General features: G+C 48.5%; 32 protein-coding genes. 9 read left to right on the top strand and 23 right to left on the bottom strand.

The window, feature by feature from the left end:
* The first annotated feature begins 72 nt into the window (after positions 1 to 72).
* Positions 73 to 765, top strand: a complete 693-nt coding sequence (locus ABJ225_RS08965) for a universal stress protein (protein WP_048005115.1) — start codon at positions 73 to 75, stop codon at positions 763 to 765.
* 49 nt (positions 766 to 814) lie between these two features.
* Here the strand turns inward: ABJ225_RS08965 and ABJ225_RS08960 are convergent, their stop codons facing one another.
* The 5 genes from ABJ225_RS08960 to htpX all read right to left on the bottom strand — a co-directional run bounded on the left by ABJ225_RS08960 (position 815) and on the right by htpX (position 5,623).
* Positions 815 to 1,378: a site-specific integrase gene (locus tag ABJ225_RS08960; RefSeq protein ID WP_056534368.1), complete on the bottom strand. Its 564-nt coding sequence runs from the start codon at positions 1,376 to 1,378 to the stop codon at positions 815 to 817.
* 272 nt (positions 1,379 to 1,650) lie between these two features.
* Positions 1,651 to 2,319, bottom strand: a complete 669-nt coding sequence (gene thiE / locus ABJ225_RS08955; RefSeq protein WP_347319696.1) for a thiamine phosphate synthase — start codon at positions 2,317 to 2,319, stop codon at positions 1,651 to 1,653.
* The gene (thiM, locus tag ABJ225_RS08950; RefSeq protein ID WP_347319694.1) at positions 2,319 to 3,113 is read right to left on the bottom strand and encodes a hydroxyethylthiazole kinase; all 795 of its coding nucleotides are present in this window, start codon (positions 3,111 to 3,113) and stop codon (positions 2,319 to 2,321) included. Before thiM ends, thiE begins: the two co-directional genes overlap by 1 nt.
* Positions 3,114 to 3,166: 53 nt before the next feature.
* Positions 3,167 to 4,609: a protein adenylyltransferase SelO gene (locus ABJ225_RS08945; RefSeq protein WP_347319692.1), complete on the bottom strand. Its 1,443-nt coding sequence runs from the start codon at positions 4,607 to 4,609 to the stop codon at positions 3,167 to 3,169.
* A gap of 132 nt (positions 4,610 to 4,741) precedes the next feature.
* On the bottom strand, positions 4,742 to 5,623 hold the full coding sequence (gene htpX / locus ABJ225_RS08940; protein WP_148985222.1) for a protease HtpX: 882 nt from the start codon (positions 5,621 to 5,623) through the stop codon (positions 4,742 to 4,744).
* Positions 5,624 to 5,791: 168 nt separating this feature from the next.
* Between htpX and ABJ225_RS08935 the strand changes: the two genes are divergently transcribed.
* Complete coding sequence (locus ABJ225_RS08935) at positions 5,792 to 6,532, top strand: DUF1836 domain-containing protein (RefSeq protein ID WP_218246998.1); 741 nt, start codon at positions 5,792 to 5,794, stop codon at positions 6,530 to 6,532.
* A gap of 72 nt (positions 6,533 to 6,604) precedes the next feature.
* On the opposite strand, the gene ABJ225_RS08930 is transcribed toward ABJ225_RS08935, so the two are convergent.
* The 6 genes from ABJ225_RS08930 to ABJ225_RS08905 form a co-directional block, all read right to left on the bottom strand.
* Positions 6,605 to 6,967, bottom strand: coding sequence for a DoxX family protein (locus ABJ225_RS08930; RefSeq protein WP_286188356.1), 363 nt, complete (start codon positions 6,965 to 6,967; stop codon positions 6,605 to 6,607).
* 95 nt (positions 6,968 to 7,062) lie between these two features.
* Positions 7,063 to 7,431, bottom strand: a complete 369-nt coding sequence (locus tag ABJ225_RS08925; protein ID WP_218246999.1) for a hypothetical protein — start codon at positions 7,429 to 7,431, stop codon at positions 7,063 to 7,065.
* Entirely contained in the window at positions 7,431 to 7,853 is a 423-nt protein-coding gene (locus ABJ225_RS08920) for a GNAT family N-acetyltransferase (RefSeq protein WP_218247000.1), read from the bottom strand. The genes ABJ225_RS08925 and ABJ225_RS08920 overlap by 1 nt, the downstream gene beginning before the upstream one ends.
* A 230-nt stretch (positions 7,854 to 8,083) precedes the next feature.
* On the bottom strand, positions 8,084 to 8,878 hold the full coding sequence (locus ABJ225_RS08915; protein WP_347319688.1) for an ABC transporter permease: 795 nt from the start codon (positions 8,876 to 8,878) through the stop codon (positions 8,084 to 8,086).
* Positions 8,875 to 9,780, bottom strand: coding sequence for an ABC transporter ATP-binding protein (locus tag ABJ225_RS08910; protein ID WP_347319686.1), 906 nt, complete (start codon positions 9,778 to 9,780; stop codon positions 8,875 to 8,877). The genes ABJ225_RS08915 and ABJ225_RS08910 overlap by 4 nt, the downstream gene beginning before the upstream one ends.
* A complete protein-coding gene (locus ABJ225_RS08905) occupies positions 9,777 to 10,016 on the bottom strand; it encodes a PLD nuclease N-terminal domain-containing protein (RefSeq protein ID WP_347319684.1) in 240 nt (79 codons plus the stop codon). Before ABJ225_RS08905 ends, ABJ225_RS08910 begins: the two co-directional genes overlap by 4 nt.
* Before the next feature lie 117 nt (positions 10,017 to 10,133).
* On the opposite strand from ABJ225_RS08905, the gene ABJ225_RS08900 reads away from it, so the two are divergent.
* Positions 10,134 to 10,679: a helix-turn-helix domain-containing protein gene (locus ABJ225_RS08900; RefSeq protein ID WP_347319682.1), complete on the top strand. Its 546-nt coding sequence runs from the start codon at positions 10,134 to 10,136 to the stop codon at positions 10,677 to 10,679.
* A gap of 36 nt (positions 10,680 to 10,715) precedes the next feature.
* On the opposite strand, the gene ABJ225_RS08895 is transcribed toward ABJ225_RS08900, so the two are convergent.
* From ABJ225_RS08895 to rlmD, 4 genes are all read right to left on the bottom strand, one after another.
* Positions 10,716 to 10,880 (bottom strand): hypothetical protein, encoded by a 165-nt coding sequence (locus tag ABJ225_RS08895; protein ID WP_347319680.1) that lies wholly within the window; start codon positions 10,878 to 10,880, stop codon positions 10,716 to 10,718.
* A gap of 68 nt (positions 10,881 to 10,948) precedes the next feature.
* A complete protein-coding gene (locus tag ABJ225_RS08890; protein ID WP_347319678.1) occupies positions 10,949 to 11,545 on the bottom strand; it encodes a histidine phosphatase family protein in 597 nt (198 codons plus the stop codon).
* A gap of 3 nt (positions 11,546 to 11,548) precedes the next feature.
* Positions 11,549 to 11,989 carry a GNAT family N-acetyltransferase gene (locus ABJ225_RS08885; RefSeq protein ID WP_347319676.1) on the bottom strand — a complete coding sequence of 147 codons (441 nt, stop codon included), beginning with the start codon at positions 11,987 to 11,989 and terminating at the stop codon, positions 11,549 to 11,551.
* A gap of 399 nt (positions 11,990 to 12,388) precedes the next feature.
* Positions 12,389 to 13,750: a 23S rRNA (uracil(1939)-C(5))-methyltransferase RlmD gene (gene rlmD, locus ABJ225_RS08880; RefSeq protein WP_347319906.1), complete on the bottom strand. Its 1,362-nt coding sequence runs from the start codon at positions 13,748 to 13,750 to the stop codon at positions 12,389 to 12,391.
* A gap of 182 nt (positions 13,751 to 13,932) precedes the next feature.
* Between rlmD and ABJ225_RS08875 the strand changes: the two genes are divergently transcribed.
* Positions 13,933 to 14,736, top strand: coding sequence for an alpha/beta fold hydrolase (locus ABJ225_RS08875; protein ID WP_347319674.1), 804 nt, complete (start codon positions 13,933 to 13,935; stop codon positions 14,734 to 14,736).
* Between the two features lie 76 nt (positions 14,737 to 14,812).
* On the opposite strand, the gene ABJ225_RS08870 is transcribed toward ABJ225_RS08875, so the two are convergent.
* Positions 14,813 to 15,649 (bottom strand): GNAT family N-acetyltransferase, encoded by an 837-nt coding sequence (locus ABJ225_RS08870; protein WP_347319672.1) that lies wholly within the window; start codon positions 15,647 to 15,649, stop codon positions 14,813 to 14,815.
* A 199-nt stretch (positions 15,650 to 15,848) separates the two neighbouring features.
* On the opposite strand from ABJ225_RS08870, the gene ABJ225_RS08865 reads away from it, so the two are divergent.
* Complete coding sequence (locus ABJ225_RS08865; RefSeq protein ID WP_056534333.1) at positions 15,849 to 16,736, top strand: cation diffusion facilitator family transporter; 888 nt, start codon at positions 15,849 to 15,851, stop codon at positions 16,734 to 16,736.
* A 278-nt stretch (positions 16,737 to 17,014) separates the two neighbouring features.
* Positions 17,015 to 17,719, top strand: coding sequence for a hypothetical protein (locus ABJ225_RS08860; protein ID WP_347319670.1), 705 nt, complete (start codon positions 17,015 to 17,017; stop codon positions 17,717 to 17,719).
* Positions 17,720 to 17,792: 73 nt separating this feature from the next.
* On the opposite strand, the gene ABJ225_RS08855 is transcribed toward ABJ225_RS08860, so the two are convergent.
* Positions 17,793 to 18,038: a hypothetical protein gene (locus ABJ225_RS08855; protein WP_347319668.1), complete on the bottom strand. Its 246-nt coding sequence runs from the start codon at positions 18,036 to 18,038 to the stop codon at positions 17,793 to 17,795.
* A 696-nt stretch (positions 18,039 to 18,734) separates the two neighbouring features.
* On the opposite strand from ABJ225_RS08855, the gene ABJ225_RS08850 reads away from it, so the two are divergent.
* Positions 18,735 to 19,661 carry a sigma-70 family RNA polymerase sigma factor gene (locus ABJ225_RS08850; RefSeq protein WP_347319666.1) on the top strand — a complete coding sequence of 309 codons (927 nt, stop codon included), beginning with the start codon at positions 18,735 to 18,737 and terminating at the stop codon, positions 19,659 to 19,661.
* A gap of 106 nt (positions 19,662 to 19,767) precedes the next feature.
* On the opposite strand, the gene ABJ225_RS08845 is transcribed toward ABJ225_RS08850, so the two are convergent.
* Positions 19,768 to 19,950: a DUF4083 domain-containing protein gene (locus ABJ225_RS08845; RefSeq protein ID WP_347319664.1), complete on the bottom strand. Its 183-nt coding sequence runs from the start codon at positions 19,948 to 19,950 to the stop codon at positions 19,768 to 19,770.
* Positions 19,951 to 20,013: 63 nt separating this feature from the next.
* On the bottom strand, positions 20,014 to 20,463 hold the full coding sequence (locus tag ABJ225_RS08840; RefSeq protein ID WP_347319662.1) for a GNAT family N-acetyltransferase: 450 nt from the start codon (positions 20,461 to 20,463) through the stop codon (positions 20,014 to 20,016).
* Positions 20,464 to 20,666: 203 nt separating this feature from the next.
* Here ABJ225_RS08840 and ABJ225_RS08835 point away from each other — a divergent pair, with 203 nt between their 5' ends.
* Complete coding sequence (locus ABJ225_RS08835) at positions 20,667 to 20,825, top strand: hypothetical protein (RefSeq protein ID WP_347319660.1); 159 nt, start codon at positions 20,667 to 20,669, stop codon at positions 20,823 to 20,825.
* Here the strand turns inward: ABJ225_RS08835 and ABJ225_RS08830 are convergent.
* Genes ABJ225_RS08830 through ABJ225_RS08820 form a run of 3 tightly spaced genes read right to left on the bottom strand, consistent with a single transcriptional unit; the run spans position 20,794 to position 21,749 of the window.
* Positions 20,794 to 21,249 carry an NUDIX hydrolase gene (locus ABJ225_RS08830; protein ID WP_347319658.1) on the bottom strand — a complete coding sequence of 152 codons (456 nt, stop codon included), beginning with the start codon at positions 21,247 to 21,249 and terminating at the stop codon, positions 20,794 to 20,796. The two genes, ABJ225_RS08835 and ABJ225_RS08830, sit on opposite strands and share 32 nt — an antisense overlap.
* A 2-nt stretch (positions 21,250 to 21,251) precedes the next feature.
* Entirely contained in the window at positions 21,252 to 21,587 is a 336-nt protein-coding gene (locus ABJ225_RS08825; protein ID WP_481900614.1) for an N-acetyltransferase family protein, read from the bottom strand.
* 21 nt (positions 21,588 to 21,608) lie between these two features.
* A complete protein-coding gene (locus ABJ225_RS08820) occupies positions 21,609 to 21,749 on the bottom strand; it encodes a hypothetical protein (protein WP_347319655.1) in 141 nt (46 codons plus the stop codon).
* Between the two features lie 55 nt (positions 21,750 to 21,804).
* Between ABJ225_RS08820 and ABJ225_RS08815 the strand changes: the two genes are divergently transcribed.
* Positions 21,805 to 22,104, top strand: a complete 300-nt coding sequence (locus ABJ225_RS08815; protein ID WP_218247019.1) for a TIGR04104 family putative zinc finger protein — start codon at positions 21,805 to 21,807, stop codon at positions 22,102 to 22,104.
* A 39-nt stretch (positions 22,105 to 22,143) separates the two neighbouring features.
* Here ABJ225_RS08815 and ABJ225_RS08810 read toward each other — a convergent pair whose 3' ends face one another.
* Positions 22,144 to 24,213, bottom strand: coding sequence for a DUF4179 domain-containing protein (locus ABJ225_RS08810; protein ID WP_347319653.1), 2,070 nt, complete (start codon positions 24,211 to 24,213; stop codon positions 22,144 to 22,146).
* Between the last annotated feature and the right edge of the window lie 29 nt (positions 24,214 to 24,242).

Below are 24,242 nucleotides of genomic sequence, written 5' to 3'. Positions count from 1 at the left end.
GGCATGCGTTATAGTCATACATAGTTTGAAGATAGCAAGGGAAATTTACACAGCTTCGAGGTGAAAATAATCATGAAACCGATAAAAGAACGGATGGATGAAAGCATCCTGGTATGTGTCTATTACGGACCGAACGGGGAGCGCCTCATCCAGCGCGGATGCAAGATCGCCAATATGATGAAATGCCCTCTTTACATCCTCACCGTCGATCCGAAACCCTTCGATGAACTGGATGCAGAGAAGTCGGCCTACATTTCCCAGTGGAAAGAACTAGCCGAGAAGCATAATGCCGATGCCTTCATCATAAAAGATAATGAAAAACGCCCGATTTCAAAGGTGATCGCAGAAGTATCAAGGGAGCGGAACGTCACCCAGATCATCCTTGGACAGACTGCCCAGAGCCGCTGGGAACAAATCGCTAAAGGCTCCATCATCAATTCATTGCTGCGGGAAGTCCCATTTGTGGACCTTCACATCATTTCAGTGTCCCGCGCCCTCAAGAATCCTGATGGTCACTTTGAAAAAGGCTGCCGTGCTTATCTCGTGGAAGAAGACGATCAATACCGTCTTACGTTCAAGCACACAAAGGCCATGCGCTACGAAGGAATCTTCTTTAAGGAATCAGGGACCGATTTCAATAATGGACTTTTCAAGTTCATGAAAGACCGGGAAACGCTCCAGGTTCAAGTAGAAGAAGGAATCGTCAAGGACTTGACGAATGTTTCCGTACAACCGAATGATTCAGAAGATGACGACTATCTATAATTTCAACGCGAACCTCCACCTTGATGGGTGGGGGTTTTCTTATGCCTTTTTACAGGTTCACATCCACTTTCACCAGACGGAGTTCGTCCTGATGAATCCCGATGTATCGTAAGGTTTCCGAAGAAGAATGGTGATGAAAGGTTTTCATGAGGATCGAAATGGCAATGCCTTTCCTGTACGCATGATACCCGAATGTTTTCCTCAGCGTATGGGTTCCGATCTTCCCTGGTATCCCCACTTCTTTCGCGGCCTTGTTAATGATGCGATACGCCTGCTGTCTCGTTATGGCCTGAGCATGTTTCTTTGACTTAAAAAGAAAATCCTCAGGTGAAAAGTCAAGGGGACCGAGATACGCCTGCAGTTCTTCCTGAATCTTTCCGTTCAGATAGAAAGCACCTTCCTCTTCACTTTTGGAGTCTTTAAGACACAAAAACTCCTTCCCTTTCCCTTCTTCCCACACGTCAGCAATCTTCAATGACAGCAGATCACTGATTCGTATTCCCGTATTGATCCCGAACACGAACAGAAGCAAATCCCGCTGGGACTGCATTCGCAGGTTATCCTTGATGGCATTGATGTTTTCAATATCCCTAATGGGATCGACATATTCCATCCAGAACCCTCCCCACTAATGTAACTTAAATAAATCGTAACACAGATTAAGTAACATAACAATGAATAAACGTTGAACATTCTGATGTGTCAGCACATTCTTGTTCACACTGGTATCGGTAGTTTTCTCATAAAAAGCAAAGACGATACTTTCGTCTGGATTGCTTGAATCTTATGTAACAATTGAACAAAATTCCCCTTTTTCCAAGCATTAAAACGTTCCATGCACACATGAAAAAATCCACCAGGACTTCAGGCGGATTTCAGTATTTTTTATTGATTCGCATATCCGGAATGAACCGCTTGATTCAATCGAGTGGCTGCATCCTCCACGTCTTCAGACCCGGAGATGGCCGAAATGACCGATACACCATCCGCTCCAGCCTCCATCACGGCAGCCGCGTTCGTTGACGTGATCCCTCCGATTCCGACCAAGGGAATGGAGAATCCATGTTCTCTGAATTGCCGAATGAAGGCGGTCCCCTTCACGCTTTCGGCATCGTCCTTCGAGCTTGTCGGGTAGATGGGGCCAAGTCCGAGGTAATCAGCACCGTCCTTGATGGCACGCTCCGCTTCCTCGATTGTGTGGGCAGAAACCCCTACCCATTTTCCAGCTCCAAGACGCTGCCTTACGATGGAGGCCGCTTCATCCTCCTGCCCGATATGGACTCCATCTGCATCAATCTCCACAGCCAGGTCGATGTCATCATTGACGATAAAGGGGATGTTCGCCTCTTTGCATACTTGTTGGAGTGCTGTCGCAAGCTTTTTCTTCTGTGTACCTGAGAGGGCCCCCTGCCCTTTCTCACGGAATTGGAAGAGGGAAATCCCCCCGCGGATCGCTTCTTCCAGAATGTTCAAGGGATCCCGGTGACAGTTGGTACTTCCCATGATGAAATACACCTTCAGTGCTTCTTTGATTGCAGATGTTCTCTTTTCCATCACGCTTCCCCTTTTTCAACGTTGAAGGCTTTTGCATCGTCGGGCTGAAGCCTGGACAGCTCATCAAGGAATGCGGCGCAGAAGCTGCCCGGACCATTTGAGTGCCGCTCTGCCTTTTCTGCTGCAACCCCATAGGAGGCAACGGCAGCGACCGCACTCTGAAGCGGCTCATGTCCTACGGCTGCGAAAGCCGCGGCAACAGAAGATAATAAGCATCCAGTCCCTGTCACTTGGGTCATGACGGGATGACCATTCCGTATACGATACACAGTGGTTCCATCTGTCACGATATCCACCTCACCCGTCAGGATGACGATGCAGGCGAATTCCCGGGACGCCTTGACGGCCAAAGCTGTTCGGTCACCGTCCCCATCTCCTGAGTCCACCCCTCTCATGGTCCAACGCTCCCCAAGGACGGAAGCGATTTCTCCCGCATTCCCCCTGATGATGGAAACGTCAACCTCCTTAAGGATGAGGGCCGTCATCTCGGTACGGAAGGTCGTGGCTCCGGCACCTACAGGATCGAGAACCACAGGGATCCCTTTTCTATTCGCCGCTTTTCCTGCCAGGATCATGGACCTTACGACGTCGGAAGAGAGGGTCCCGATATTCAAAAGGAGGGCATCGGCAATCCCCGCCATTTCTTCCACTTCTTCTTCGGCATACGCCATCACCGGCGATGCCCCGAGGGCCAGAAGACCATTCGCCGTAAAATTGGTCACCACCACATTGGTGATGTTGTGGACAAGCGGTCGGTCTGTACGAAGCTTCTCTATTAGTTCAAGCATTGCCATCACTCCTCTTCTATGTATGAGCCGCCCAGTGCGAAAGGCGGCTGCTTCAACAATCAGGTCCCACAAAATGTGCGGTATGGTCCGTCCTCCGGATTTTGTGGGTGTTGGTAAGAAACGGGACAGCCTTCGTGATCATATGGTTTTTTGAGTACGTCGAGGAGTGTCGTCAAAACGGACAGGTCTCCTTCCTCCACCGCAGCGTCCAGCGCCCGTTCCACCTGATGATTCCTAGGAATCACAGCCGGGTTATGGTCGCGCATCAGCTTTCTTGCCTTGGCTTCCGACTCCGGCTGTTCATCCAGACGCTCTTCCCATCTCTCCTGCCACTGGGCGAATTCGACCGTACCAGCGAGGGAGTTCCTCTCTTCCCTGTCAAAGGTCAAATCAAGAAAGGTATTCGTGTAGTCTGCCCCATGATTACCCATCATCGTCAGAAGATCTTCGACCAGCTTTTGATCATCTTCGTGCGGATGGAACAAACCGAGCTTCGACCTCATTCCGTCCAGCCAGTACGCGTGATAAAGGGACGGGTAAGCGGAAATCGTCTCCTGTGCAAGCTCCACCGCCTTTTCCTCATTCTCATCCAAGAGAGGTAGCAGGCTCTCTGCGAAACGGGCCAGGTTCCATCCTGCGATCGGTGGCTGGTTTCCATACGCGTAGCGCCCCTGCTCATCTATGGAACTGAAGACTGTTTCAAGATTGAATGCATCCATGAACGCACATGGACCATAGTCGATGGTTTCTCCACTGATCGCCATATTATCCGTATTCATGACCCCATGGATGAACCCTACAAGCTGCCACTTGGCAATCAGTGATGCCTGGGCGTCCATCACCTGTTCAAGGAGGGAAAGATAAGGCTGGTCTGTCCCCTTCACACCCGGATAATGTCTGTCGATCGTATAATCCGCGAGGGCTCGCAAGTCTTCCAGGCTCCCCGCTTTGGCGGCCAGCTGGAAGGTTCCCACCCGGATATGGCTGGATGCGACCCTTGTAAGAACGGCTCCATCAAGCAGTCGATCCCTGACGATGCTCTCCCCCGTCTTGACGACGGCAAGGCTCCGGGTCGTGGGGATGCCAAGGGCGTGCATCGCTTCACTGACTACATATTCACGAAGCATGGGCCCAAGCGCTGCCCTTCCATCTCCCCCGCGTGAGTAGGGAGTACGACCCGCACCTTTGAGCTGTATGTCCACCCGGTTTCCTCCTGAGATCACTTGTTCACCAAGGAGGACGGCACGGCCATCACCCAGTCTGTTAAAATACCCGAATTGGTGCCCTCCGTAAGCCTGGGCAAGGGGGTGTCCTCCTCCCGGCACATGATTTCCTGCATAGACGTCCACATCCTGATCGGTAATGCCAAGGGATCTGGCAAGCTCTTCATTGAAGATCACCCATTCCGGTTTTTCTACAGGAACGGGTTTCATTGACGAGTAGAAGAATGGGGGCAACCCTTCATACGTATTCTCTAAGTTCCAGCCTGACTGATTTGTCATAGTGGCTCCTTTCATTTGCAAAAAATTTCTTCATTTGTCCCCATGGTACCATATTTGCCCTTCATCCGCCGAAGTGAAGGAATGGGAAAAAGAAAAAGCTGCATCCGATTATGGATGCAGCTCTCATGCTTCTTATTTGCCTTCCAGGCGACTGATGCGGACATCAAGGTCCGGGTGAGTCGAGAAGATGGAAGACTTTTTCTTATTATTGATTTTCAATGTAGCGATGGCTGTATCATCATTCCCTTTCATGCGTCCAGTGTAATCCTTCAGCATGCGAAGGGCATGAACCATCTTATCCTTACCTGCAAGATCCGCTCCGCCCCGGTCAGCGTGGAATTCACGGTGACGGGAATACGCGAACACGACGAGGCTTCCAAGGATGGAGAAAACGATTTGGAATACAACCACGGCGATAAAGTGGACAATCGGCGCAATTTCTTCTTTCACAAAGCGTGTAGCGATCCAGGCAGCGACACGGGACAGGAATACTACGAAGGTATTGACCACACCCTGCAACAGGGTCATTGTCACCATATCACCGTTTGCCACGTGGGCAACTTCATGGGCGATGACACCTTCAACGGCATCGTCATCCATTTCGTAAAGAAGACCGGTCGATACGGCCACAAGTGATTTCTTCTTGGAAGGACCTGTCGCAAATGCATTCACTTCAGGTGAATCGTAGATTCCTACTTCCGGCATATGCGTAAGACCTGCAGCCCTTGAAAGGCGGTGGACCTTCTCCACGACACTCTGCTCATCCGCAGTCAAAGCCCCATTCGGGTCAAGGACACGGACATTCATCATGCGTTTCGCCATCCAACGGGACATGGCAAGTGAAATGAATGAACCAGTGAAACCGATGATCGCACTAAAAATCAGAAGTGCAACCAGATCGAGACTGCCATCAGCATTGATGTAGCGTCCTGCACCTGTCAGTGAAAAAATGATACTGATGGTCAGAAGGACGAGTACGTTCGTCAACAGAAAATAAAATATGCGTTTACCCATCGAGATCCTCACTCCTATTTTCAAGTTCAAATGAACTTATATATGAGTTCATTATACGGTTTTTTCCTATAAAAGACAAGAATAAAGTGCACGCGAAACTTCGATTGACGGGCTTCCATCCAGTCGATACTATAGTAGAAGATAAAGAAAAGAAACGGAGCGATTGCGGTGGAGACCTACAAACTTACACGAAAAAACATGGCCGATCTTCTCATGGCCCTATCAGGACAGTTCTCCCGCAGTCCACAGGAAGTGCTCGTGGACGCATGGGGCACATGCGACCCTTCACAGGGGATGCCGCCAATACTGGTTAAGGTCCTAGACTCCCACGTAGGGAATACAGGATTCTCCTTGAATGAGATCGTGTCCCTTGGGAACCAGATCGAGTTCACCAACTTTCCGCAAAGTACCGTACAGAACTGGGTGAAACGGGATGTGAAGGAACTCATCGGCTCTCCACTCCACGGAAAAAAATACACGATGGCCCAAGCAGCCATGCTCTTCATCGTCGAGGACTTGAAAGGTTCCCTTGATTTCGAGTCCATACGCGGGGTCCTCACCCTTGTGTTCAATAATATAGAAGACCGCCACGATGACATCATCAATCCAATCGAACTATACAGCGCCTACGCTTCTGTATTCGACCGCATCCACCATCATGCCCTTCCCACGGCTACTGCCACCGGTGACACTTCCGTCAATGAAGCGATCGACCAGTTCATACAGGAAGAGTGCAGGAGCCTGTTACCCGCCCTGCAGGATGTGACAGAAGAAGATTTGACCGTCGTTTGGAATGTACTGATCGTAGCCGCCATGACCGTCCAGTCTGCCTACTATCAAGCGACGGCCAAGAACTACGTAAAAACTGCATTGGATCTTCGCCGGACAGTAGATCTGCCCCATCAATAAAACGAAGCGCCCCCACGATCCCATCGACAGGACCCTGGTGGCGCTTCGTACTTTCTTCGTCCTCGATCTCCTTCAAAGGCCAAATCCGCCTTTGTTCAAATAGAGGACAATCAAGCTCAGAATCAACAAAAGGAAGGGCATTCCCGACTTGGCAACCGGGTCCTTCACACGGAGGAGATGGGTGAAGATCGCACCCACCATCGTCACGACAGCGACCAGCGCTCCGATAGCTGCACAGGTTTCATTCCACAGCCCTATGATTAGCAGGACTGCTGTGATGACTTCCACCACCCCAGTGAAGATCCGGAACCAAACCGGCATCCGGTAACGATGGAATTCATCCACCATCTGTTTCGATGTGAACTTCATCCACCCGAACATGAGAAATCCTGCACCAAGTAAAATCTGAAGGACCATGGCAACTGTACCCATCATATCCCGTCTCCCGCCCCATTGATTTTTCGATACCCAAAGAGGCATCTGATATATAGGTATGCCTGCAAGAGTTGATACATTCTCCAAGCCGGGTATCATTTCACTTGTTCAAGGAACAGATAGTCTTCTCCCGTCACCATCTCGACTTTATGGGCCCTCTTCCCGTATGTGACGGTGTGACCTTCTTTATCCTGCACCCTCCACCCCGCAGCAATAATCCTTATTTTATAGGATAGTGGGAGATCCCCTTCACGGGCAGCCGGCTTCCATCTGTAATTTTTGATGCTTTTCGTTTCATTCATCACATGTGCCGACACAGGAACAGGGAATCCCTGAATGTCACCGGACCCTTTATACCCGAAGATCACAATCGACCCATATAACAGGATTGAGACGATTCCTAACGCCGAGAATCCCCATTTCAGTCTTGTCTTCCAGCTTCCATCCCACTTCACCTGTACCATCAGTCGAGCCTTTTGACTAGGTAATACTGTTGGTGTTCTGGCGTTGGATGTGACTCCACAACGCCCGCGACAGTATACCCCAGTTTTTGATAAAAGTGTGGAGCCTGAAAGCTGAAGGAATCAAGCTGGATGAGCCTGCACTGATTTTCCTTTGCAGCCTCTTCCATTTGACGGACCAGATCTTGTCCATACCCCTTTCCCCTGAGCTTTTCATCGACCCAAAGAAAATCGATATGCAGATGATACCAGAAGATCGTTCCAGTGATCCCGCCGAAGACAATTCCATTATCATCTTTTACCATGAAGCCCACCTGCTTCACAGGATGCTTGACTTCATCCGGGAGCCTGTCCCCATTGTATTCAATCACCTTGCTCCGTATCAGGTCGCGTTCCTCCTGGTTCCATTGTGATGTGATATTCATCGCTGTCCTCCCTTTCATGAATGAAGGCTCTTCACAAATTTTTTTACGATTTTTTCAAGCCGGCCACGCATCTGTTCAGATGTGGACGGATAGCCGAGAGAACCCATCAAAACCGCGAGACTCTCGTAATCTTTCATCTGTGCGTTCCTTATCATCTCACAGTCCACCAGTATTATCCATTATACAGAGAGAGAATCATATGATAAATACCGAGTTTCGGAGGACACCCCTTAGCCGTGGCGGAGATATACTTTTCTATGTTTGATCAGCCATTCGTTCAGGGAGAAAAGAAGGGAGATCCAGACAGCCACAAGCAGTAACGTCCACGTGATACCGGACATCATTCCGCTTGTTTTCAGGACACTGGCAGCCTCTAGACTGAGGGAAGCAGGATTGAACAAATCAACTAGGGGATTCAATCCTGCAAGCATCCTGAATAGAAGCAGGATGACGATTGACACGAATGCCACAGAACCACTTCCCCGCAGGAGCGTGCTGACTGTCATGATCACACTGAGGATGAACATGCCCCACACAAGATAAATCGAAAATGCCTTTATTCCTATAACCACATTCACTCCGTCGAATAGATAGTGTGAGTAGAACATGGAAGTTCCGAATCCTGCCATCATGCTGAAGGCAATCAAGCTAAAGGCTGCCCCCCATTTCCCTAGTAGATAAGAGCGCAGGTTCAAAGGTCTCGTCATCATGAATGAAAGCATCCCCGATGCCTTTTCTCCTTGTATGATTCCCATGAACGAGAGGGCGATGATGATGAGTCCCATCTGATCGAATTGGGATGCGAGGGTGGCAGCGAGTATGGTGTTGCCGTCCAGTACAAATTTCGATGGATCCACGGTAATCCCCTGCTCTCCACCCATCATTTCAAGGATGGAAGGAAGATAATAGCTCGTTACAGGCTGCGTAGCCCCTAAAAGGATAAAGACGACCGGCAGCCAGATCCACTTATACTCCAATCCCATCTGCCTGCTTTCTTTCTTGAAAATAGTCCATGTATTTTTCATGACTTTGTCACCATCCTTATAAAGATCTCCTCCAGTGAATCCCGGCCCACTTCGAATTTGTGGATATCCACTGAATAATCCAGCGCTCCCTGCAAGAGTTTTCCTTTATCCCGAACAAGATCTTTGAGCAGGATATTCATGCTTCTCCCTGTGACATTGACTGATTCTACAAACGGCAGCCCGGCAACATGATCCACCCATCCCCTTTCCATGGAAGCTGCATCCAAACGGATGATTTGCCGGGAGTACCGATCTAACAGATCTTGGATCATGGCATCTTCAACTTTTTCCCCTTCCGTCATAATGACAAAGCGCTGACAGATTTCCTCTGCGTCACTAAGAATATGCGTGGAGATGAGCAAGGTCGTATGATTTTTGATTTCGTCCAGGATCGAGAGCACTTCCCTTCTCCCGACAGGATCAAGGGCCGATACAGGTTCATCCATAATGACCAGAGAGGGCTTATGTAATAGTGCCTGGGCAATTCCCAATCGTTGTTTCATCCCTCCTGAGAAGGTGGCGATGCGATCATTTGATCGTTTTGCAAGTCCAACCTTATTCAAAAGCGCGTGGATATCATGTTCCAGTGCAGAGGGAGCCATACCTGATAGGCGTCCCATGAACGTCAAGTGTTCACTGGCTGTCATCCATTCGTAGAAGGCGGGATACTGAGGGAGGTAGCCGATTTCCTTTTTCATAGAAGAGATCGGCTTATCATTCAATAGAATCTCTCCGGTGTCAGGTTCCTCCATACCCGTCATCAGTCGCATCAATGTTGACTTCCCTGCACCGTTCGGTCCAATCAGACCTGTGCAAGTCCCCGCATCCACCACCAACGAGAAAGGCTGGAGGGCCACATGACCCTTGTAGGTTTTATTCACATTTTTCACATCAAGCTTCATCTTCTCTTCCCCTCTTTCCGACCGAACACAAAGTAAAGGACAGGACCAAGGGTATTCACAAACACAATGATCAACACCCACATACCCTTATGGGCCCTGAACTCCCTATACTTATATAAATCTGCCAAGGCCAATGCGATCAGTATCAGACTGATGATCACGATCGGCAGGATCAGCGGCAATAAGGCCTCTATATCCAAAAAGGGAAGATCATCCAACCCATAATGTAATGTCATTTTCATCATCCTTTTCATTATCATTATTGATAATGATAATTGATAAGTGGAGGAATTGCAATTCTTATTCTCATTTTTTATAATGAGATTACAAACCCCACGTAAAGGAGCATTCCATTGAAAAATAAAGCCGAGTTGATGATGCATCCCGTCCGGATGAAAATATGCCAGGCTCTCATGAGGAACAAAGCAGCTGGTCTGACGCCTTTAGAAATGGTCAAAGTGATTGAAGATGTCCCGCAAGCCACACTCTATCGCCACATCCAGACCCTTGCCCATGCAGGGATCATCCGTGTGACCCGTGAGAAAAAAGTAAAGTCTGTTTCTGAAAAATACTATGTATTGAATGAAGAGGAAGCCACCATTTCCAAAGAAGAATGGAAGGAAGCTTCAGGTGAGGAAAAGCTCCTCCACTTCTCTCGGTATCAGCTCATGGTATCCGCTCAATATGAAAATTATCTGAAACAAATCGGAGACGATGAGGACAAAGCATCTTTTTCCATGGTTGAAATGAAATTGAGTGATGCGGGATACCAGGAATTGCAGACAGAAATCGGGGAAATCGTGAAGAAATACTATACCGGCGCTACTCAAGAAAAAAAGGATGGGAAATCACTGAGAACCATCGCCATCACGATGATTCCCGATTCCCCTTCCCACTAAAAAAATGCGTGGAGCAATGAATACCCCACGTATTTCTTAGAATCCGCCGCCGAACCAACTGCTTGCCTTGATCCTCTCTTCTTCTTGAAGCACTCGTTCCTGACTGTTTGCCACATCAAAGGAGGATGTCTCCCTTCGACCATTGATGAGGGCAGAGCCGAGACCGAATACGACAGCGATCCCAATGATGATCCACAACATAAGATTCACCTCCCTTTTGATGCTCTTACTAGCTTATACGGTTCAGTCTGTAAAAAGTTTCAATTTTCTTACTCTTTATGCGAAGTATTTCCTTCCACCACAATCTCATACTTCCCCCCGGCCCCTTCAATGACCGTGAGGCTGGTGGCCTCGATAAAGGGAGGCGACCACAGTTTGTCCAGTGGGAGTTCCTTTACGTAGGCCAGCAGGGCTTTGATGAAAATGGAATGGGTCACCACAAGGATCGTCCCCTGGTGAACCTGAACCTTTTTCAAGAAAGACTCCACACGGTCCATAAGCTGATTGAAGGTCTCTCCCGTCTCGGTCTCATAGACATGGGGCTTGTTCCAGAACGTATGAAAGCGTTCCGGATCGGCGGCCCTCACTTCCTCCTGCGTCCTTCCCTCCCAATCGCCCATCCCGATTTCCCTCAGATCTTCCTCGAGGATGATGGGGGCTTGGTTCACAAGCAGCTCTGCCGTCTTCCTTGCCCGACCGATCGGGCTTGAGTATACAGCCTCAAAGGAAACCCGCTTCAATACCTGCGCAAGGGCCCGGGCGTCTTCTTCTCCTTCCGGTGTTAAATCCGAATCCTTCCACCCCTGCATCCGTTTCTCTCTATTCCACTGTGTTTCACCATGTCTTGTAATATATAATTTCACCATATGTCACAGCTCCAATTCATAGTGAAGAAAGATTTGATCCTGGTGGTACCCATTCTTTTCATACAGCTTTTGCGCCGCTTTATTGTCAGGTGCCGTGCTGAGGCAGATGGAAGCAGCCCCCGTTTCCCAGGCAAACGCCCTCGCCTTATGAAGCAGAGCCTCTCCGACCCCCGACCCCCTGGCTTCTTCAGACACATAAAGATCGTTGAGGATCCATTCCCTCTTCATCCCGATCGAAGTGAATGTCGGATAAAGTTGGGTGAATCCGATCATTCCTTGATCATCACCTGCAAGAAAAATCATGGAGTCACCGGTGGTTAGACGCTCTTGGATGAATGTTTTTGCGCCTTCGGGATTAGACGGTTGCTTGTAAAAGATACGGTATTCATTGAATAAATGTGCGACTGATTCAAGGTCGCTCAGCGTTGCTTTCTTGATGTTCATGGAGATCTCCCCCTTCTCTCTTAGTAGTTAAAGTTTACCATCACTCCCCTTTTGGTTCATTTCTTTTTCGAAATAAAGGCTGGGACAAAACCAAAGAGGTGCCATTTCATGACGAACATCATCAATATAAGTTCTTAATGCCGCTTATAATTTCCGTGCAAGACTTCGCTTTCCGCGGGTAGCCCGTGAGCCTCCTCGGCAAGCCTGCGGGGTCTCACATCAGCTACTCTCCCCGCAGGAGTCTGCGTCTTGCACTCCAATCAACCGCTGGAACCAATGAAATTCATATGTTGTTATGAACAAATCAAAAACCCGAATTCATATGCCTGTTTATTGGCCAATGAATTCGGGTTTCCCTATGACTAAGACAAGTTTGCCCCAGCCCCGTTCCTTATCAAGTTACTTACTCAGACTTGCGACGACTTCCACATGCACCGTGTGCGGGAACAGGTCGACTGGTTGTACATCATCGAGCTTATATCCGAAAGCTTCAAGTTCTTTGACGTCTGTCGCGAATGTATCCGGATTGCAAGACACGTAGACGATTCTTTCCGGCTGGGCACGGCCGATCCGTCTCATCACTTTACCGCCTGCACCTGAGCGCGGCGGATCGAGAAGGAGCAGTTCAGGACGTCCAAAACTCTCAAGAATCTCATCGATTCCATTTCGTGCATCCTTCGCAAGGAAAGTTGTATTGGAGATATGATTGTCACTTGCATTCCGTTTCGCCGACTCGATGGAGCTTTCCACAATTTCAATGCCGGCAAGGGCACCGACACGGCTTGCGAATGGAAGGGAGAATGTGCCGACTCCACAGAAGAGATCGATCATTTTTTCCGTTTCCTTCGGTTTGCCCATTTCAATGGCGAGGTCCACAAGCTTCTGTGCCTGTGTCGGGTTCGTTTGGAAGAACGTATCGAACCACAGGCGGAAGCGGTACCCGTCCATCTCATCATAGATGAAATCCCGACCTGCAAGGACATGGATTTCTTCCGCTTGGGTACGGTCTGCCCAATCGGTGTTTTCCATCCACAGAAGGCTCTTCACATGAGGGAATTTCGCTTCGATTCGTGTTTTCAGATCATCGACGGCCGCCTGAAGATCACCTGTCGGGGCTTCCGTAGCAAACACACCGAGCATCAATTCACCTGTAGCGAAGGACTGACGGACCATCAAGTGACGAAGGAGGCCTTCATGCGCCTCTTTGTCGTATCCTTTCAGACCGTGTTCATTGGTCCAGGCGGCGACTTCCATTGCCGCCTCCACCATCTGTTCGCTGGCGATCAAGCACGTTTCAAGGGAAATGACCTTGCGGAAGTTTCCCTGCTCATGCAGTCCGAGCTCTCCTTCTTTGGAGAAGGTGAATTCCATTTTGTTGCGGTAGCGCCAAGGATTATCCATTCCCATGGCATCCCTCACCAAGACAGGATCGAATCCTTCTGCTTCCAGGGCATGCTTAACGTGGTTGGTCTTTTCTTTAAGCTGGCCTTCGTACTCCCAGTGCTGCCACACACAGCCGCCGCAGCGGTCGAAGTGAGGGCATGGTGGGGCTGTCCGCTCGGGACTTGGCGTAATAATTTCTTGCGGCATCGTCCTCCAGCGCTTTTTCTCCGGCTTATCCACCGTCACCTGGACTTCTTCACCAGGAAGGGTCTGAGGGATTGTGAGCTTCAATTTTCGTTTATTACCAAGCTCGTTTTCGCGCCATACGCTGGCACGGCCCGAGCCTCTGTCATCTAATCCATGTATTGTCGCAACCATCGTTTCAGGGTTGGATATTGTCAATTTCGGGTCCTCCTCTATAAAACCTGTCTAACTCTATACTTTAGTAAAATCGGGCGGGGATTGCAACTGGAATTTCTGCTCTAAAGAGCCCGATTGTTTAATCGGCTTGCCTTGAGGGAAAAGTTAAACCATTAACTGTAAGGGAGAATGATGTAGAAATGGGTAAATATATCACTGTAGATAAGGATGTCAATCTTTTTGTGGAAGATATCGGGGAAGGTCAACCGATCGTCTTCATCCACGGTTGGCCTGTGAATCATAAAATGTTTGAATATCAAATGAACGAATTACCTCAGAAAGGTTATCGTTTTATAGGGATCGACCTTCGCGGATTCGGTAAATCGGACAAACCTGCCTTCGGATACGACTACGACACCCTCGCTTCTGATATCGAAAAAGTCGTTAAGGAGCTGGGACTTCAAGATTTTTATCTAGCCGGCTTCTCCATGGGTGGACCGATCAGTATCCGCTATGCGAGCAAATTTGCAGGAAAAGAACTGTCGCGTTTGATCCTGATGGGACCTGCAGCCCCAATTTTCACCCAGCGGGACGGCTACCCGTATGGAATGAAGAAAGAAGGGGTCGATGAGCTGATTGAAGGAATTAAAGCGGACAGACCGGCGGCACTGAAAGACTTTGGCGGGAATTTCTTCTACAGCGAGACATCTGATGAGATGGATGCATGGTTCCTCGGTCTTGGACTTGAGGCTTCTGCCCACGGCACAATTGCCTGCGCAGAATCTCTACGGGACGAAGACCTTCGCAGCGAGCTGACTTCTGTGTCTGTTCCCGTCACGATCATGCACGGAAAGCAAGACCAGATCTGTGACTATGCCTTCAGTGAACGCTTAGTCGAAGAATTAAATGATGCCGTGCTGATTCCATTTGAAGAGAGCGGTCATGGTCTTGTGTATGATGAGAAGGAAAAGTGCAACGAAGAACTGCTGAAGCTATTGAAATAATATAAAACATCAGATGCCCCGGGATTGTCGGGGCATTTTTCATGACTTGAAACAGGCGGAATGGCAGACGATCCTTCTAACCCAAGGCTTGGGATGCCAGGGCGAATAACATCCCATTCCTCGCAGAGAGGACATCTTCACCTAGTACCATGATCGGGGAATGACTGTCTTCCACAAAACCGAATTCATCTAAATACTTGTGAAAGACCTCGTCATCCATAGATGTATCCAACCGGACACTTCCCTCTCCCCTTCCCAAAAGTTCTTGCAGGATTCCCGCCGCTTCATATGCAGTAGGTGCGACCACAGGTCCTGCCACCCGGTGGAAGGAACCTTGCACACACATCCCGTATCCTATCATCCTCCCAAGGGAGTCCCTTAGTACGACGGCTGAAATCGACCGTTCATATCGTGCTCTGAGCATCTCGATTCGATCTCCACGAAATGCTTGAGTGTCCAACTTTGCCACCTCTTCAATATCCTCGTATGTCATCGGCGCTAAGAATAACTCATGCTGAATCTGTGCTGGATGAAAAGTAGAAGCGATATACTTCGTAATCATCCCGGTTTCCCTGAACCCCATTTTTTCATACAAGGGTTTCCCTTCCCTTGTAGCAACAAGCAGGATCGATCGCTCATCCTTAGATGCAAGCACAGATTCCACCAGCTCTCGCCCCAGTCCTCTTCCCTTATACGCCGGGTTGACGATGACCACACCGAGAGTGGCAAGCTCATCACCATATGGGAACAGGGCCGCTGATGAAATGACCTCACCGGAATCCAGACGATGACCAACCATGCTTCCGCTTTTGAACACCTCTTCCACATCTTCTTCACTATAGTCCCATCCCACTTCACGAGAGAGCTGAACGATATTTTTTTTATTAGAAACACCCACATTTCCAAGCTTCATCCCAAACACCCTTTCTCACTAAAAAATATGCTTCGTGCCTTATACCGTCTGCATTTCTCCTCAGCCTATAAAGTTTCCTTCATCCAACCCTTTTCACCGGTCAAAACATATGTTTCTCCTTCAAATAAGGTTGCTGTAGACCCACTCGCACCGGGCTTGGTACGATAGAAACATAGAAAATAGAATAGGGTGAAGATAGTTGAAAAATACCTCGGGCATTGCCTTTTTATCCGTGCTCAGTAATTCCTTTGTCGTACTACTAAAATTCATCGTCGGGATCCTCACCGGTTCCGTCGCTGTCATATCAGAGGCGATTCACTCTTCATTGGATCTCATCGCCTCCCTCATCGCCTTCATTTCCGTCCGCATTTCCGGAAAGCCTGCTGATCCGGAGCATCCATATGGACATGGGAAGGTTGAAAACATTTCAGGTACAATCGAGACACTGCTGATTTATGTAGCAGGGATTTGGATCATTTATGAATGTGTCCATAAACTCATCTACCCTGAACCAATCAAGCTTCCGATACTGGGCGTAGGCGTCATGGTCCTCGGCGCTCTCATCAACTTCATCGTCTCCAGGATTGTGAACCGTGAAGCCAAGAGGGTGAATTCCGTTGCCATGAAATCGAATGCACTCCACCTGCTTACAGATGTATTCACTTCCCTCGGAGTCGCAGCGAGCCTACTCCTCGTCACCGTCACGGGATGGACGTTCCTGGATCCCTTGATTGGGATCGGGCTTGCCATTTATATCATGATTGAAGCAACGAAACTCATGAAAGAAGCCTTCCCACCCCTCATCGATGCCCGTCTATCCGATGAAGAGGAGCAGGTGATCCTGGATGTGATCGATTCATTTCAGGATGAATACATCCAGGTCCACGACTTCCGTACGCGGCGTGCAGGGGCCATCGAATACATCGACTTCCACATGGTCGTGCCGTCCAAAGAAAGCATTGAAAACGTCCATAAGCTATGCGATCGCATTGAAGACCGGATCAGGCAGGAATTCAAGAAAGCCGTCATCTTTATTCACCCTGAACCCGAGACTCATGTCGAGAATGCCAGTGGACTTGAGAGATAAACGAACGCAGGATGCACTCCTGCGTTTTTTTGTTCTGCAATGTTTCTGACTTGGCTACACACCGTGATGTTTTCGTTGCCCTCCTCTTCCTTCACCATGTTTCCAAACAGGAACAGCTACGTCATTCCCATGATTCGAATAGAACCCTCTATTTTCATAGGTAGAATGAATAGCTGGAAAGCATGATACACTTATTAGCAACGTAAATTTCAAACGGTGGTGTGTTCATGAAAAAGTGAAAAATCGGCCTGTCCCTTATACTCCTGCTTGCCGGAACGATGGTTTTCCTACTCAACTATCAGACGGATGAAAAGAAGGTTGCCCTTTATGTCAAAGAAAAATATGGAGAGGATAGTAGAATCATTGAGAGCAGATGTGATGATTGCAAAAAACAGAAACACAATCGCATCTACACCGTACAACTAACCGATCAACCCTTTGAAGTGTTCGAAGTATGGACAGATAAAAAAATGATCCGATTGGAAGTTGAAGGTGACAATTTTGCCATGGGGGAGCCGCTCAAATCGTTCAATTCGGATCTTTCTCATTCCAAGGAAGCGGATGAGCTCAAGCTATATGGGTTTAATAAGACCCACGTTACAAGGTTTTATGATGCCGACGATTCCGGAGTGCTTGAAGAACCTTTTGTCCATGATGGGAATGTGGCATTGTTTATGTATGATGAAAATCAAGGAGATCCAGGAGAAAAGCTTCTGGCATCCGTTCCCCTCATCAACGCGGTCAATCAAGAGCTATCACCCACGGGAGATACGCTGGCATGTTTGTACGTCATCGGGCAATCTGATTATCAGACAGTCCATCACAATGATATGGATGGCTATAAGGATGCCATGAAGCATGCAAAACGTGTGGATATCAAAAACTTATTGAAAGCTGAGGATGAAGAAGATATCAGGGAAAGCATCGTAGATGGAATAGGAATTAGATCGTCCGATGAAGGGTCGCTGATGAGGAAAGACTGATGCTTCATTAACCCCTGCCTGCAACATCAGGATTTCATGCTCAGCGGCCCCTCAGCCCAACAGAGGCGCATGGCTACCGCTTCTTCTCATACCTTCTCTTCGTGAACTTCCAGGACAAATATCCGTACACCACCCCAAAGGAAAGGGCAGATAGGAACGTCTGAAACAGATCAATATCCGAACCACGGACATAAGCCAATAAAACGGACAAGCCGAAGAACGCTCCTCCACCCGCCAGGATGCCCATTAAGAGTAAATAATTCACCTTTCCCATCTTCTCTGCTCTTTTCCATGCTTTTTCTTCTGAGTAATTCCCCATGAAAATCCCCTTCCTTCCGTGTGCCTTTATATCCCAAGCTTACCACAAAAAACAGAAAAAAAGAGCAGGACCCCCGTAGGGCCCCACTCTTATGATACCTGACTATTCGTTTCTTCTCCATCACCGCTAGACTATGGGGATGCGAACTGTTAGGAGAACTCGCGTTCCCTCTCTTCAACGCAAGGAGCGCCGCGATTTTCCAACAGGCAGCATCGAGGGAACGACTGGCACAGCTCAGTGCCGTCCGGCTCCTCATGCTAACCGATGGAGCCGCAGCGTGAAAAGGCACGGAGGGATCCCCTCCGTGCCTTTTGTTAGAAGCTGGCGACCGCCAGGATGGAAATGGCATTCAAGAGGCCAACTCTCAGTCCCCACCTGACCAAGAGGAAGCGATTTACGAAACCTGGATAGAAGTCTCTTCATAAGCTCCCTAAACCTCTGACTCCCCATTTGTTTATCTCTTTTAATCTTGGTCCCTTTATCCCACTCGTTATCTTATGAAAACTTCATATATATTTCAGGAAAATATTCAATCCTAGGACCACTGCCTGCTATGATAGTGACTATACAAAGGTACTCGTCGTTGAACTAAGCAGGGAAACGTTCAACATTTTTCATATACCCCGTATAATCTCCGAGCGTTGATACGTTATATTGATGAGTAGATGAAGAGGAAGAGGAAGAGGAGGAGAAACTATGAAGCAGGATATCGCGCAGAATATGATAGAAGAAACAAGGATGGCACGGGATGCTTTTTCCACCATGGTAGGGACGTTTTCAAGCGACCTGTGGTCATATTGCACCTATATCGCGGGATCCCCATGGGACGGTGAAGATCTGTATCAGGAAACATTACTTAAAGCATTCGGGATGCTTCCAGAACGCTGGAGTGATGTGACGGATCAGAAATCGTATATATTCCGGATAGCCACGAATGCGTGGTTTGATCAGTGCAGGAAGCGGAAACATGGAGTGGGAATCCTTCTTGAAGATGATATCAGCGATGTGCCTCCAATGGACCGTCTAGAATTGGAAGAAGCCCTTATGAGGGTCCACACATCCCTCACCCCGAAGCAGGCGGCGGCCTTTCTTCTTGTGGATGTGTTCCGATTCAGCGCAGACGAAGCGGCTGGTATCGTCCATACGACAAGAGGCGGTATCTATGCCGCCCTCCAGCGTGCCAGGCAAAACCTCAAGGAAAATCGATCAGGGGAAGTGAAACCCGTGATGACTATGGACAACGAAACGAAACAGACCGTGGACATTTATCTTGAAGCCTTCAATACCGGGAATCTCGATAAGCTCCTCAGCCTCTTCAGTTCAACCGCCCACAATGAAGCATTCCTCGGTTTCCAGGAATACTCCAAAGCAGAGATGAAGAAAGGATCCATGCGGTTCGGGCTGCCGGGACACACTGCAAAACGGATGACGCTTTGGGGAAGGCACGTCATCGTGGTCATCACCGACGAAGGAGAGCTACACGATATCCAGGTGCAGGAAGTGGAAAACCATCAGATTGTGGCGCATGAAAGTTATTTCTTCAGGAAGGAGTTCATGTTTGCTGCAGGGGAAGAGCTTGGGGTAGTCGTTCAGTTGAACAAGCCGCCTGTTGATTGGCGATGATACGGGGGAAAGCTTCCGAGATATTTCTGACTCGATGATTGATTTGCCATTTCATTTGATCTTCTCTATATAAAACCAAAAGCGGGTCAGCAGCACTGACCCGCTTTTACTTATTCGGCTTTTCCAGATGATCCAGGATCCGATCAAGCTTCGCCTCCACCTCATCGATCCGCTCATTCCTCGCCATCGACCGATACACCATACGCCGGATGAACAGCGTGAAGGAGACGAAAAAAAGGACAATCAAACCGAATAATAAAACAAGAAACAACCAATGTATGAATTCCATTATCATTCCTCCCTTCTTCATAAAACAGAAAACGCCAGGATCAAGACCCTGACGTTTTCTGTTTTATGAAGTCACCTGGTAGATGACAGCCATTTCCTTCCCGAACCGATTCCCTTCATCTATAAAGCCAAGGCTTTCATAAAGACGATGGGCACCCCTATTATCCGGATGGTAACCGACGACGATGCGCTCGCACCCTGGAAGCTCCGACATGATGGCGAGCATTTCTTCCGTTGCCCGCTTCCCGAAGCCCTTTCCTTGATGCCTGTGATCGACCATGATCCGGTATACCCAGTAGCCGTCGAGTTCTTCCCGTTCCGTGTTGAACATAAGGAAGCCGACTATCTGTTCCTTTTCATAGATGGCAAATGGTTTAAGACTGGGCTCAAATTTGGACTGTGCAATGGAGACGGCATTGGACTCCATATAGGAGGATTGTTCCTCCGTAAGCTCCAGTTGACAGCACTCATACCAATTTTCTTCATTCACTTCGACCAATTTGACTGATTTCAATGCAAGTTCCCCTTTCAGATGAGGGAAAGCGCACGGGGCGTTTTCCCATGAGTGTAAATCGATTTCATCATGAACGCCTCCTTTATCATTAGGGCTATGCTTTTGCATGCAAGAAAATTATACCATACAACCCACAATCATTTACATAATAGTTAAAATAATCAGGGGTGGGTACATGGGACCTCCACCAACAGGGAATACTCATGGACGGGAAAGCAACGGAGAACCTCATCCCACCACACAGTGAACAATTGCAATCTATTTGCAGGGACAGGGGGATTTCCTTGATTGACATCAACTATGCCGTTGTCACAAGCAGCGGGAACATCTTTATCGATGAGCATCGTGATGGACTCCGCTGAAGCGAGAGCGATATACCGCCTCACACTGTTGGATATTATGAATGAGAAAATCGGGGATTCCTGGATGCGCCAGGATTTCTTCCGTTGTCATCCATTTCACCTCATCGACTTCGTCGGGACTCTTGGGATAGGCTTCTCCTTCTTGAAGCGTGCATATGTAGACGACATCAATCACATCAATGCCAGATGCCGTTTGGAAAATCGAACTGTTTACATAGTGGAGGTCGGTAACGTTGACACCCACTTCTTCATAGATTTCCCGTTGTAGCGTTCGCTCAAGAATATCAGCGGATGCTTCTTCCCGTTCACATTTTCCTCCCACGAAGGAGAGCGCGCCCGGAGCATGCTCTTCTTTATCGCTCCTTTTTATCATAAGCCAGCGATCACCACGGCGGATTGCTCCTTCCACATTGACTACAAACATATTCAAGCCTCCAATAGCTGTGCCATATAATATTCATCATGATACTGCCCGTCGATGTATAATGACTGACGTTTTGTCCCCTCGATCTCGAACCCCATCTTCCGGTAAAGGGCGATGGCCGGTTCATTATCGGTGACGACCGTCAATTCAAGCCTGGTGAGGGATCGTTCCTTTGCCCACTCTATCCCTTCCCTTATCAGTGATTTCCCCAGCCCTTTGCCGCGCCAGTCTTTCCGGATACCGATCACCATATATGCCCGGTGGGACGTTTTCCTCGTTGACTCGGCCATGATCATGATGTAGCCGACAAACTCACCGGATGCTTCCGCAGACAGTATGGTGGAAGAGTTACCGATCCGCTACAGAAATGTCTTGAACTGCTCGGGCGTCGTCTTCCTCTCTCCTCCCTCCATCATCATATACGGAGAAGTCTTCTCTACTTCCTTCATCAGTCTAACGATCTTCTCTGCATCGTCAGGATAGACTTTCCGAAAATCCACACAACCGCCTCCATATTATGGTAAAATAAAACTATCTTTCGAAAGGAGTGATCTCATGCCCGTCTGTCAACACTGCAACACGGAATGGACATGGCAACAAACCTTCAAGAAGATCTTCACCTTCAAGCATTCCATCACTTGTCCGGAATGTGGAGCAACTCAGTATCTGTCGCGGCGCTCGCGCAACCACATGAGCGTCCTTGCCATGATCCCGCTGGTGATCGGCTTGCCGCTTGTCGGATTATCCCTGCCTGCGTCGATCATCGTATCGATCCAGCTCGTTACGTTTGCTGCGGTCCTCACGTGGATGCCAACATTCTACACCCTTACAAGTGAAGAAGAAGCCATGTGGTGAAAAAAGAGGGCCCCGGGAGGCCTTCTTTTTCAATAGCGTTCACTTTTTTTTCAGCTCCAGGGGAATTGAGTTATCCAGGAAAACGTCTTTATCATATCCGTCGATTTCAAATTCAGTAGGCCTGAGCTCAGTATCCGGCTCCCCTTGTTTCGTCAATTTGAACGTTTGCTTCACTGAAAGTGAACGTGGGTAATTCCCTTCCCTAATCTCCTTAAAGTCCCACTCTCCTTCTTCAACCTCTTTTCCATCCCTATCAACGTAGATGGTCTTTATTTCGCCATCATTCCATATATCCCCGCCACCTTCGGATTCTTCTCTAGACTGGATGTAGATTGAATCAAAGTCCCTCTTATCCGTCACTGGCATGTTCATAGATACTTCCCATGGACGATCTTTTGGCGGTTCTTCCACTACGATGGTTCCACCTCCATATTCATGGACTTGAGGGAACGATTTGGCGGGATCAACCTTGAACTCAAATCTTTCAGGCACATGCACCTGAAGACTTGAGAGCACAAGTTCAGGCTCTTCCAACTCATCAAAATAAAGCGAAGTGAAATTCTGCTGGTAAGAGCCCCAAGAATCATTGTCATTCTCGAGGTACACCGGCCAGCTATACCAGTTCACCAAAGCGGCCCCTTCTCTCGTCTTGATAGAATTAAAGAGCAGCTGGAAAGTGGGCAACGCGGGTTCTTCCTCTTCTCCTTCAGGGATACTATACTTAAGAGCAGTCGTTGTAGGCGCGATGATCAGCTCATCAAGCCTGACAGGCAGCCCCTCAACCTCAATTCCCTGCTTGAGCTTCATGACCTTGGATTCATGCTTTTCAACAGGAATGTCAAATGACCAATCTCCACTGGTCATCTCAAGTCCTTCACTATTGAGTTCATATATATCAAAAGGAGTGCTCATATCCGGAGGTACGGATATAAGCTGGTTGAGGTTGAGTTTTATGAAGGCATCCTTTGTGTCATCCACGATCGGAGGAAGTGAGAAGGTCCCTTCGTAGACATTCGTTTTTCCACCATTTCCTTCCTCATTTTTCCCCTCTTCCATAAAGATGCCCCTTCCTTCGCCATTCAGGAAGTCAATTTGATTTTCAATAGTAAACCCATTTTCCGTATCCACCATCAACCGCCTGTCGTTCTCCATATCCTCAATTTCATAATAAATCAGCGTCTGGATTTCATCGGCGATGGCGGTCTTGATTGTGATTTTCACACCATTATCTTCTGCTATAAGGTTCAGGCGTTCACCGATTCCAGATTGATAGAACTCCCGAAGCAGAGGATCTTCGTCATTCTTCCAGTCTGCATATGTATAGTAGATCGAGGCGAATCCATCTGTCACAAAACCAGTAAATAGTAATAGAAAAGCCGCGACCAAGGCAATGATGCCCGTGCGCTTACGCTTTTTGTTCTTTTTCTTTCGTTTCTCCAGCTCCGTGTCGATCAGCCCATCAAGCTTCAGCCGGAACCCTTCCGGAACATGGCTCTGCTCAAAGAATTCCCGTAATTCCAGGAGCGTCTCCTGAAACGTGGCAAGGTCTTCCTGACACCCAGGGCACTGGTGAATATGCATTTCAAATGCGACCTTCTCCGTGCGCTCGATGCTGCGTTCAAGATAGTCCACGTACAGGCGATGGTACTCAGGACATCCTTCCACATCGGGGTGTTTACGAATGAAGCGGATCCCCCTGAGGAGGTCTTCCTTCACTTCATCCTCCGGCTTCTTCATGACCGAAGAAATATCTCCTATTGAAAGACCTATGCCATATACAAGTAAAACCGCTTCACGTTCACTCTCATTCATCCTGCTGATTACCGAAGGGAACTCATCCCCCTCCACTGGCCTGACAATCCCCCTGCATTCTTTCATGAACAGAGCAATGAGCGCAGTTCGGTCCTTTTCCCCGCCATGCTTCTTCTTTTGATCGTGAAGCGTAAAGATGCAGTTAAAAAGGATACGTGCAATCTCCTCGTCCCCACAACCATAGGAACGGCCGATGGTATAAAGGAGAGGCTCCATCTGCTGGAAGATCATGAGGGTCTTAGTCAATTCCTGAACCTCCATCCCCATCTCATGCCGGGACGCAGTGGGCATTTCCATAGTCAGCACTCCCTGTCTAAAAAATCAGT

Origin of the sequence: Rossellomorea sp. RS05 (genome assembly GCF_039822645.1) — a bacterium.
GTDB lineage: Bacteria > Bacillota > Bacilli > Bacillales > Bacillaceae_B > Rossellomorea > Rossellomorea marisflavi_B.
The sequence above is the reverse complement of the archived record's forward strand: the minus strand, read 5'-3'. Positions and strand labels throughout refer to the sequence as shown.

Bases quoted from the DNA above. Each gene is read 5' to 3' on its own strand.
- ABJ225_RS08945 (WP_347319692.1), bottom strand. From the start codon at position 4,609: ATGACAAATCAGTCAGGCTGGAACTTAGAGAATACGTATGAAGGGTTG.
- ABJ225_RS08960 (WP_056534368.1), bottom strand. From the start codon at position 1,378: ATGGAATATGTCGATCCCATTAGGGATATTGAAAACATCAATGCCATC.
- ABJ225_RS08915 (WP_347319688.1), bottom strand. From the start codon at position 8,878: ATGAAAAATACATGGACTATTTTCAAGAAAGAAAGCAGGCAGATGGGA.
- ABJ225_RS08810 (WP_347319653.1), bottom strand. From the start codon at position 24,213: ATGGAAATGCCCACTGCGTCCCGGCATGAGATGGGGATGGAGGTTCAG.
- ABJ225_RS08850 (WP_347319666.1), top strand. From the start codon at position 18,735: ATGAAGCAGGATATCGCGCAGAATATGATAGAAGAAACAAGGATGGCA.
- thiE (WP_347319696.1), bottom strand. From the start codon at position 2,319: ATGGAAAAGAGAACATCTGCAATCAAAGAAGCACTGAAGGTGTATTTC.
- ABJ225_RS08835 (WP_347319660.1), top strand. From the start codon at position 20,667: ATGGACGGGAAAGCAACGGAGAACCTCATCCCACCACACAGTGAACAA.
- ABJ225_RS08845 (WP_347319664.1), bottom strand. From the start codon at position 19,950: ATGGAATTCATACATTGGTTGTTTCTTGTTTTATTATTCGGTTTGATT.
- ABJ225_RS08855 (WP_347319668.1), bottom strand. From the start codon at position 18,038: ATGGGGAATTACTCAGAAGAAAAAGCATGGAAAAGAGCAGAGAAGATG.
- ABJ225_RS08875 (WP_347319674.1), top strand. From the start codon at position 13,933: ATGGGTAAATATATCACTGTAGATAAGGATGTCAATCTTTTTGTGGAA.
- thiM (WP_347319694.1), bottom strand. From the start codon at position 3,113: ATGGCAATGCTTGAACTAATAGAGAAGCTTCGTACAGACCGACCGCTT.
- ABJ225_RS08925 (WP_218246999.1), bottom strand. From the start codon at position 7,431: ATGGTACAGGTGAAGTGGGATGGAAGCTGGAAGACAAGACTGAAATGG.
- ABJ225_RS08930 (WP_286188356.1), bottom strand. From the start codon at position 6,967: ATGATGGGTACAGTTGCCATGGTCCTTCAGATTTTACTTGGTGCAGGA.
- ABJ225_RS08815 (WP_218247019.1), top strand. From the start codon at position 21,805: ATGCCCGTCTGTCAACACTGCAACACGGAATGGACATGGCAACAAACC.
- ABJ225_RS08885 (WP_347319676.1), bottom strand. From the start codon at position 11,989: ATGAACATCAAGAAAGCAACGCTGAGCGACCTTGAATCAGTCGCACAT.
- ABJ225_RS08895 (WP_347319680.1), bottom strand. From the start codon at position 10,880: ATGTTGTGGATCATCATTGGGATCGCTGTCGTATTCGGTCTCGGCTCT.
- ABJ225_RS08890 (WP_347319678.1), bottom strand. From the start codon at position 11,545: ATGGTGAAATTATATATTACAAGACATGGTGAAACACAGTGGAATAGA.
- ABJ225_RS08905 (WP_347319684.1), bottom strand. From the start codon at position 10,016: ATGACATTACATTATGGGTTGGATGATCTTCCCTTTTTGGATATAGAG.
- ABJ225_RS08870 (WP_347319672.1), bottom strand. From the start codon at position 15,649: ATGAAGCTTGGAAATGTGGGTGTTTCTAATAAAAAAAATATCGTTCAG.
- ABJ225_RS08920 (WP_218247000.1), bottom strand. From the start codon at position 7,853: ATGAATATCACATCACAATGGAACCAGGAGGAACGCGACCTGATACGG.
- ABJ225_RS08830 (WP_347319658.1), bottom strand. From the start codon at position 21,249: ATGTTTGTAGTCAATGTGGAAGGAGCAATCCGCCGTGGTGATCGCTGG.
- ABJ225_RS08965 (WP_048005115.1), top strand. From the start codon at position 73: ATGAAACCGATAAAAGAACGGATGGATGAAAGCATCCTGGTATGTGTC.
- ABJ225_RS08910 (WP_347319686.1), bottom strand. From the start codon at position 9,780: ATGAAGCTTGATGTGAAAAATGTGAATAAAACCTACAAGGGTCATGTG.
- ABJ225_RS08860 (WP_347319670.1), top strand. From the start codon at position 17,015: ATGGTTTTCCTACTCAACTATCAGACGGATGAAAAGAAGGTTGCCCTT.
- rlmD (WP_347319906.1), bottom strand. From the start codon at position 13,750: ATGGTTGCGACAATACATGGATTAGATGACAGAGGCTCGGGCCGTGCC.
- htpX (WP_148985222.1), bottom strand. From the start codon at position 5,623: ATGGGTAAACGCATATTTTATTTTCTGTTGACGAACGTACTCGTCCTT.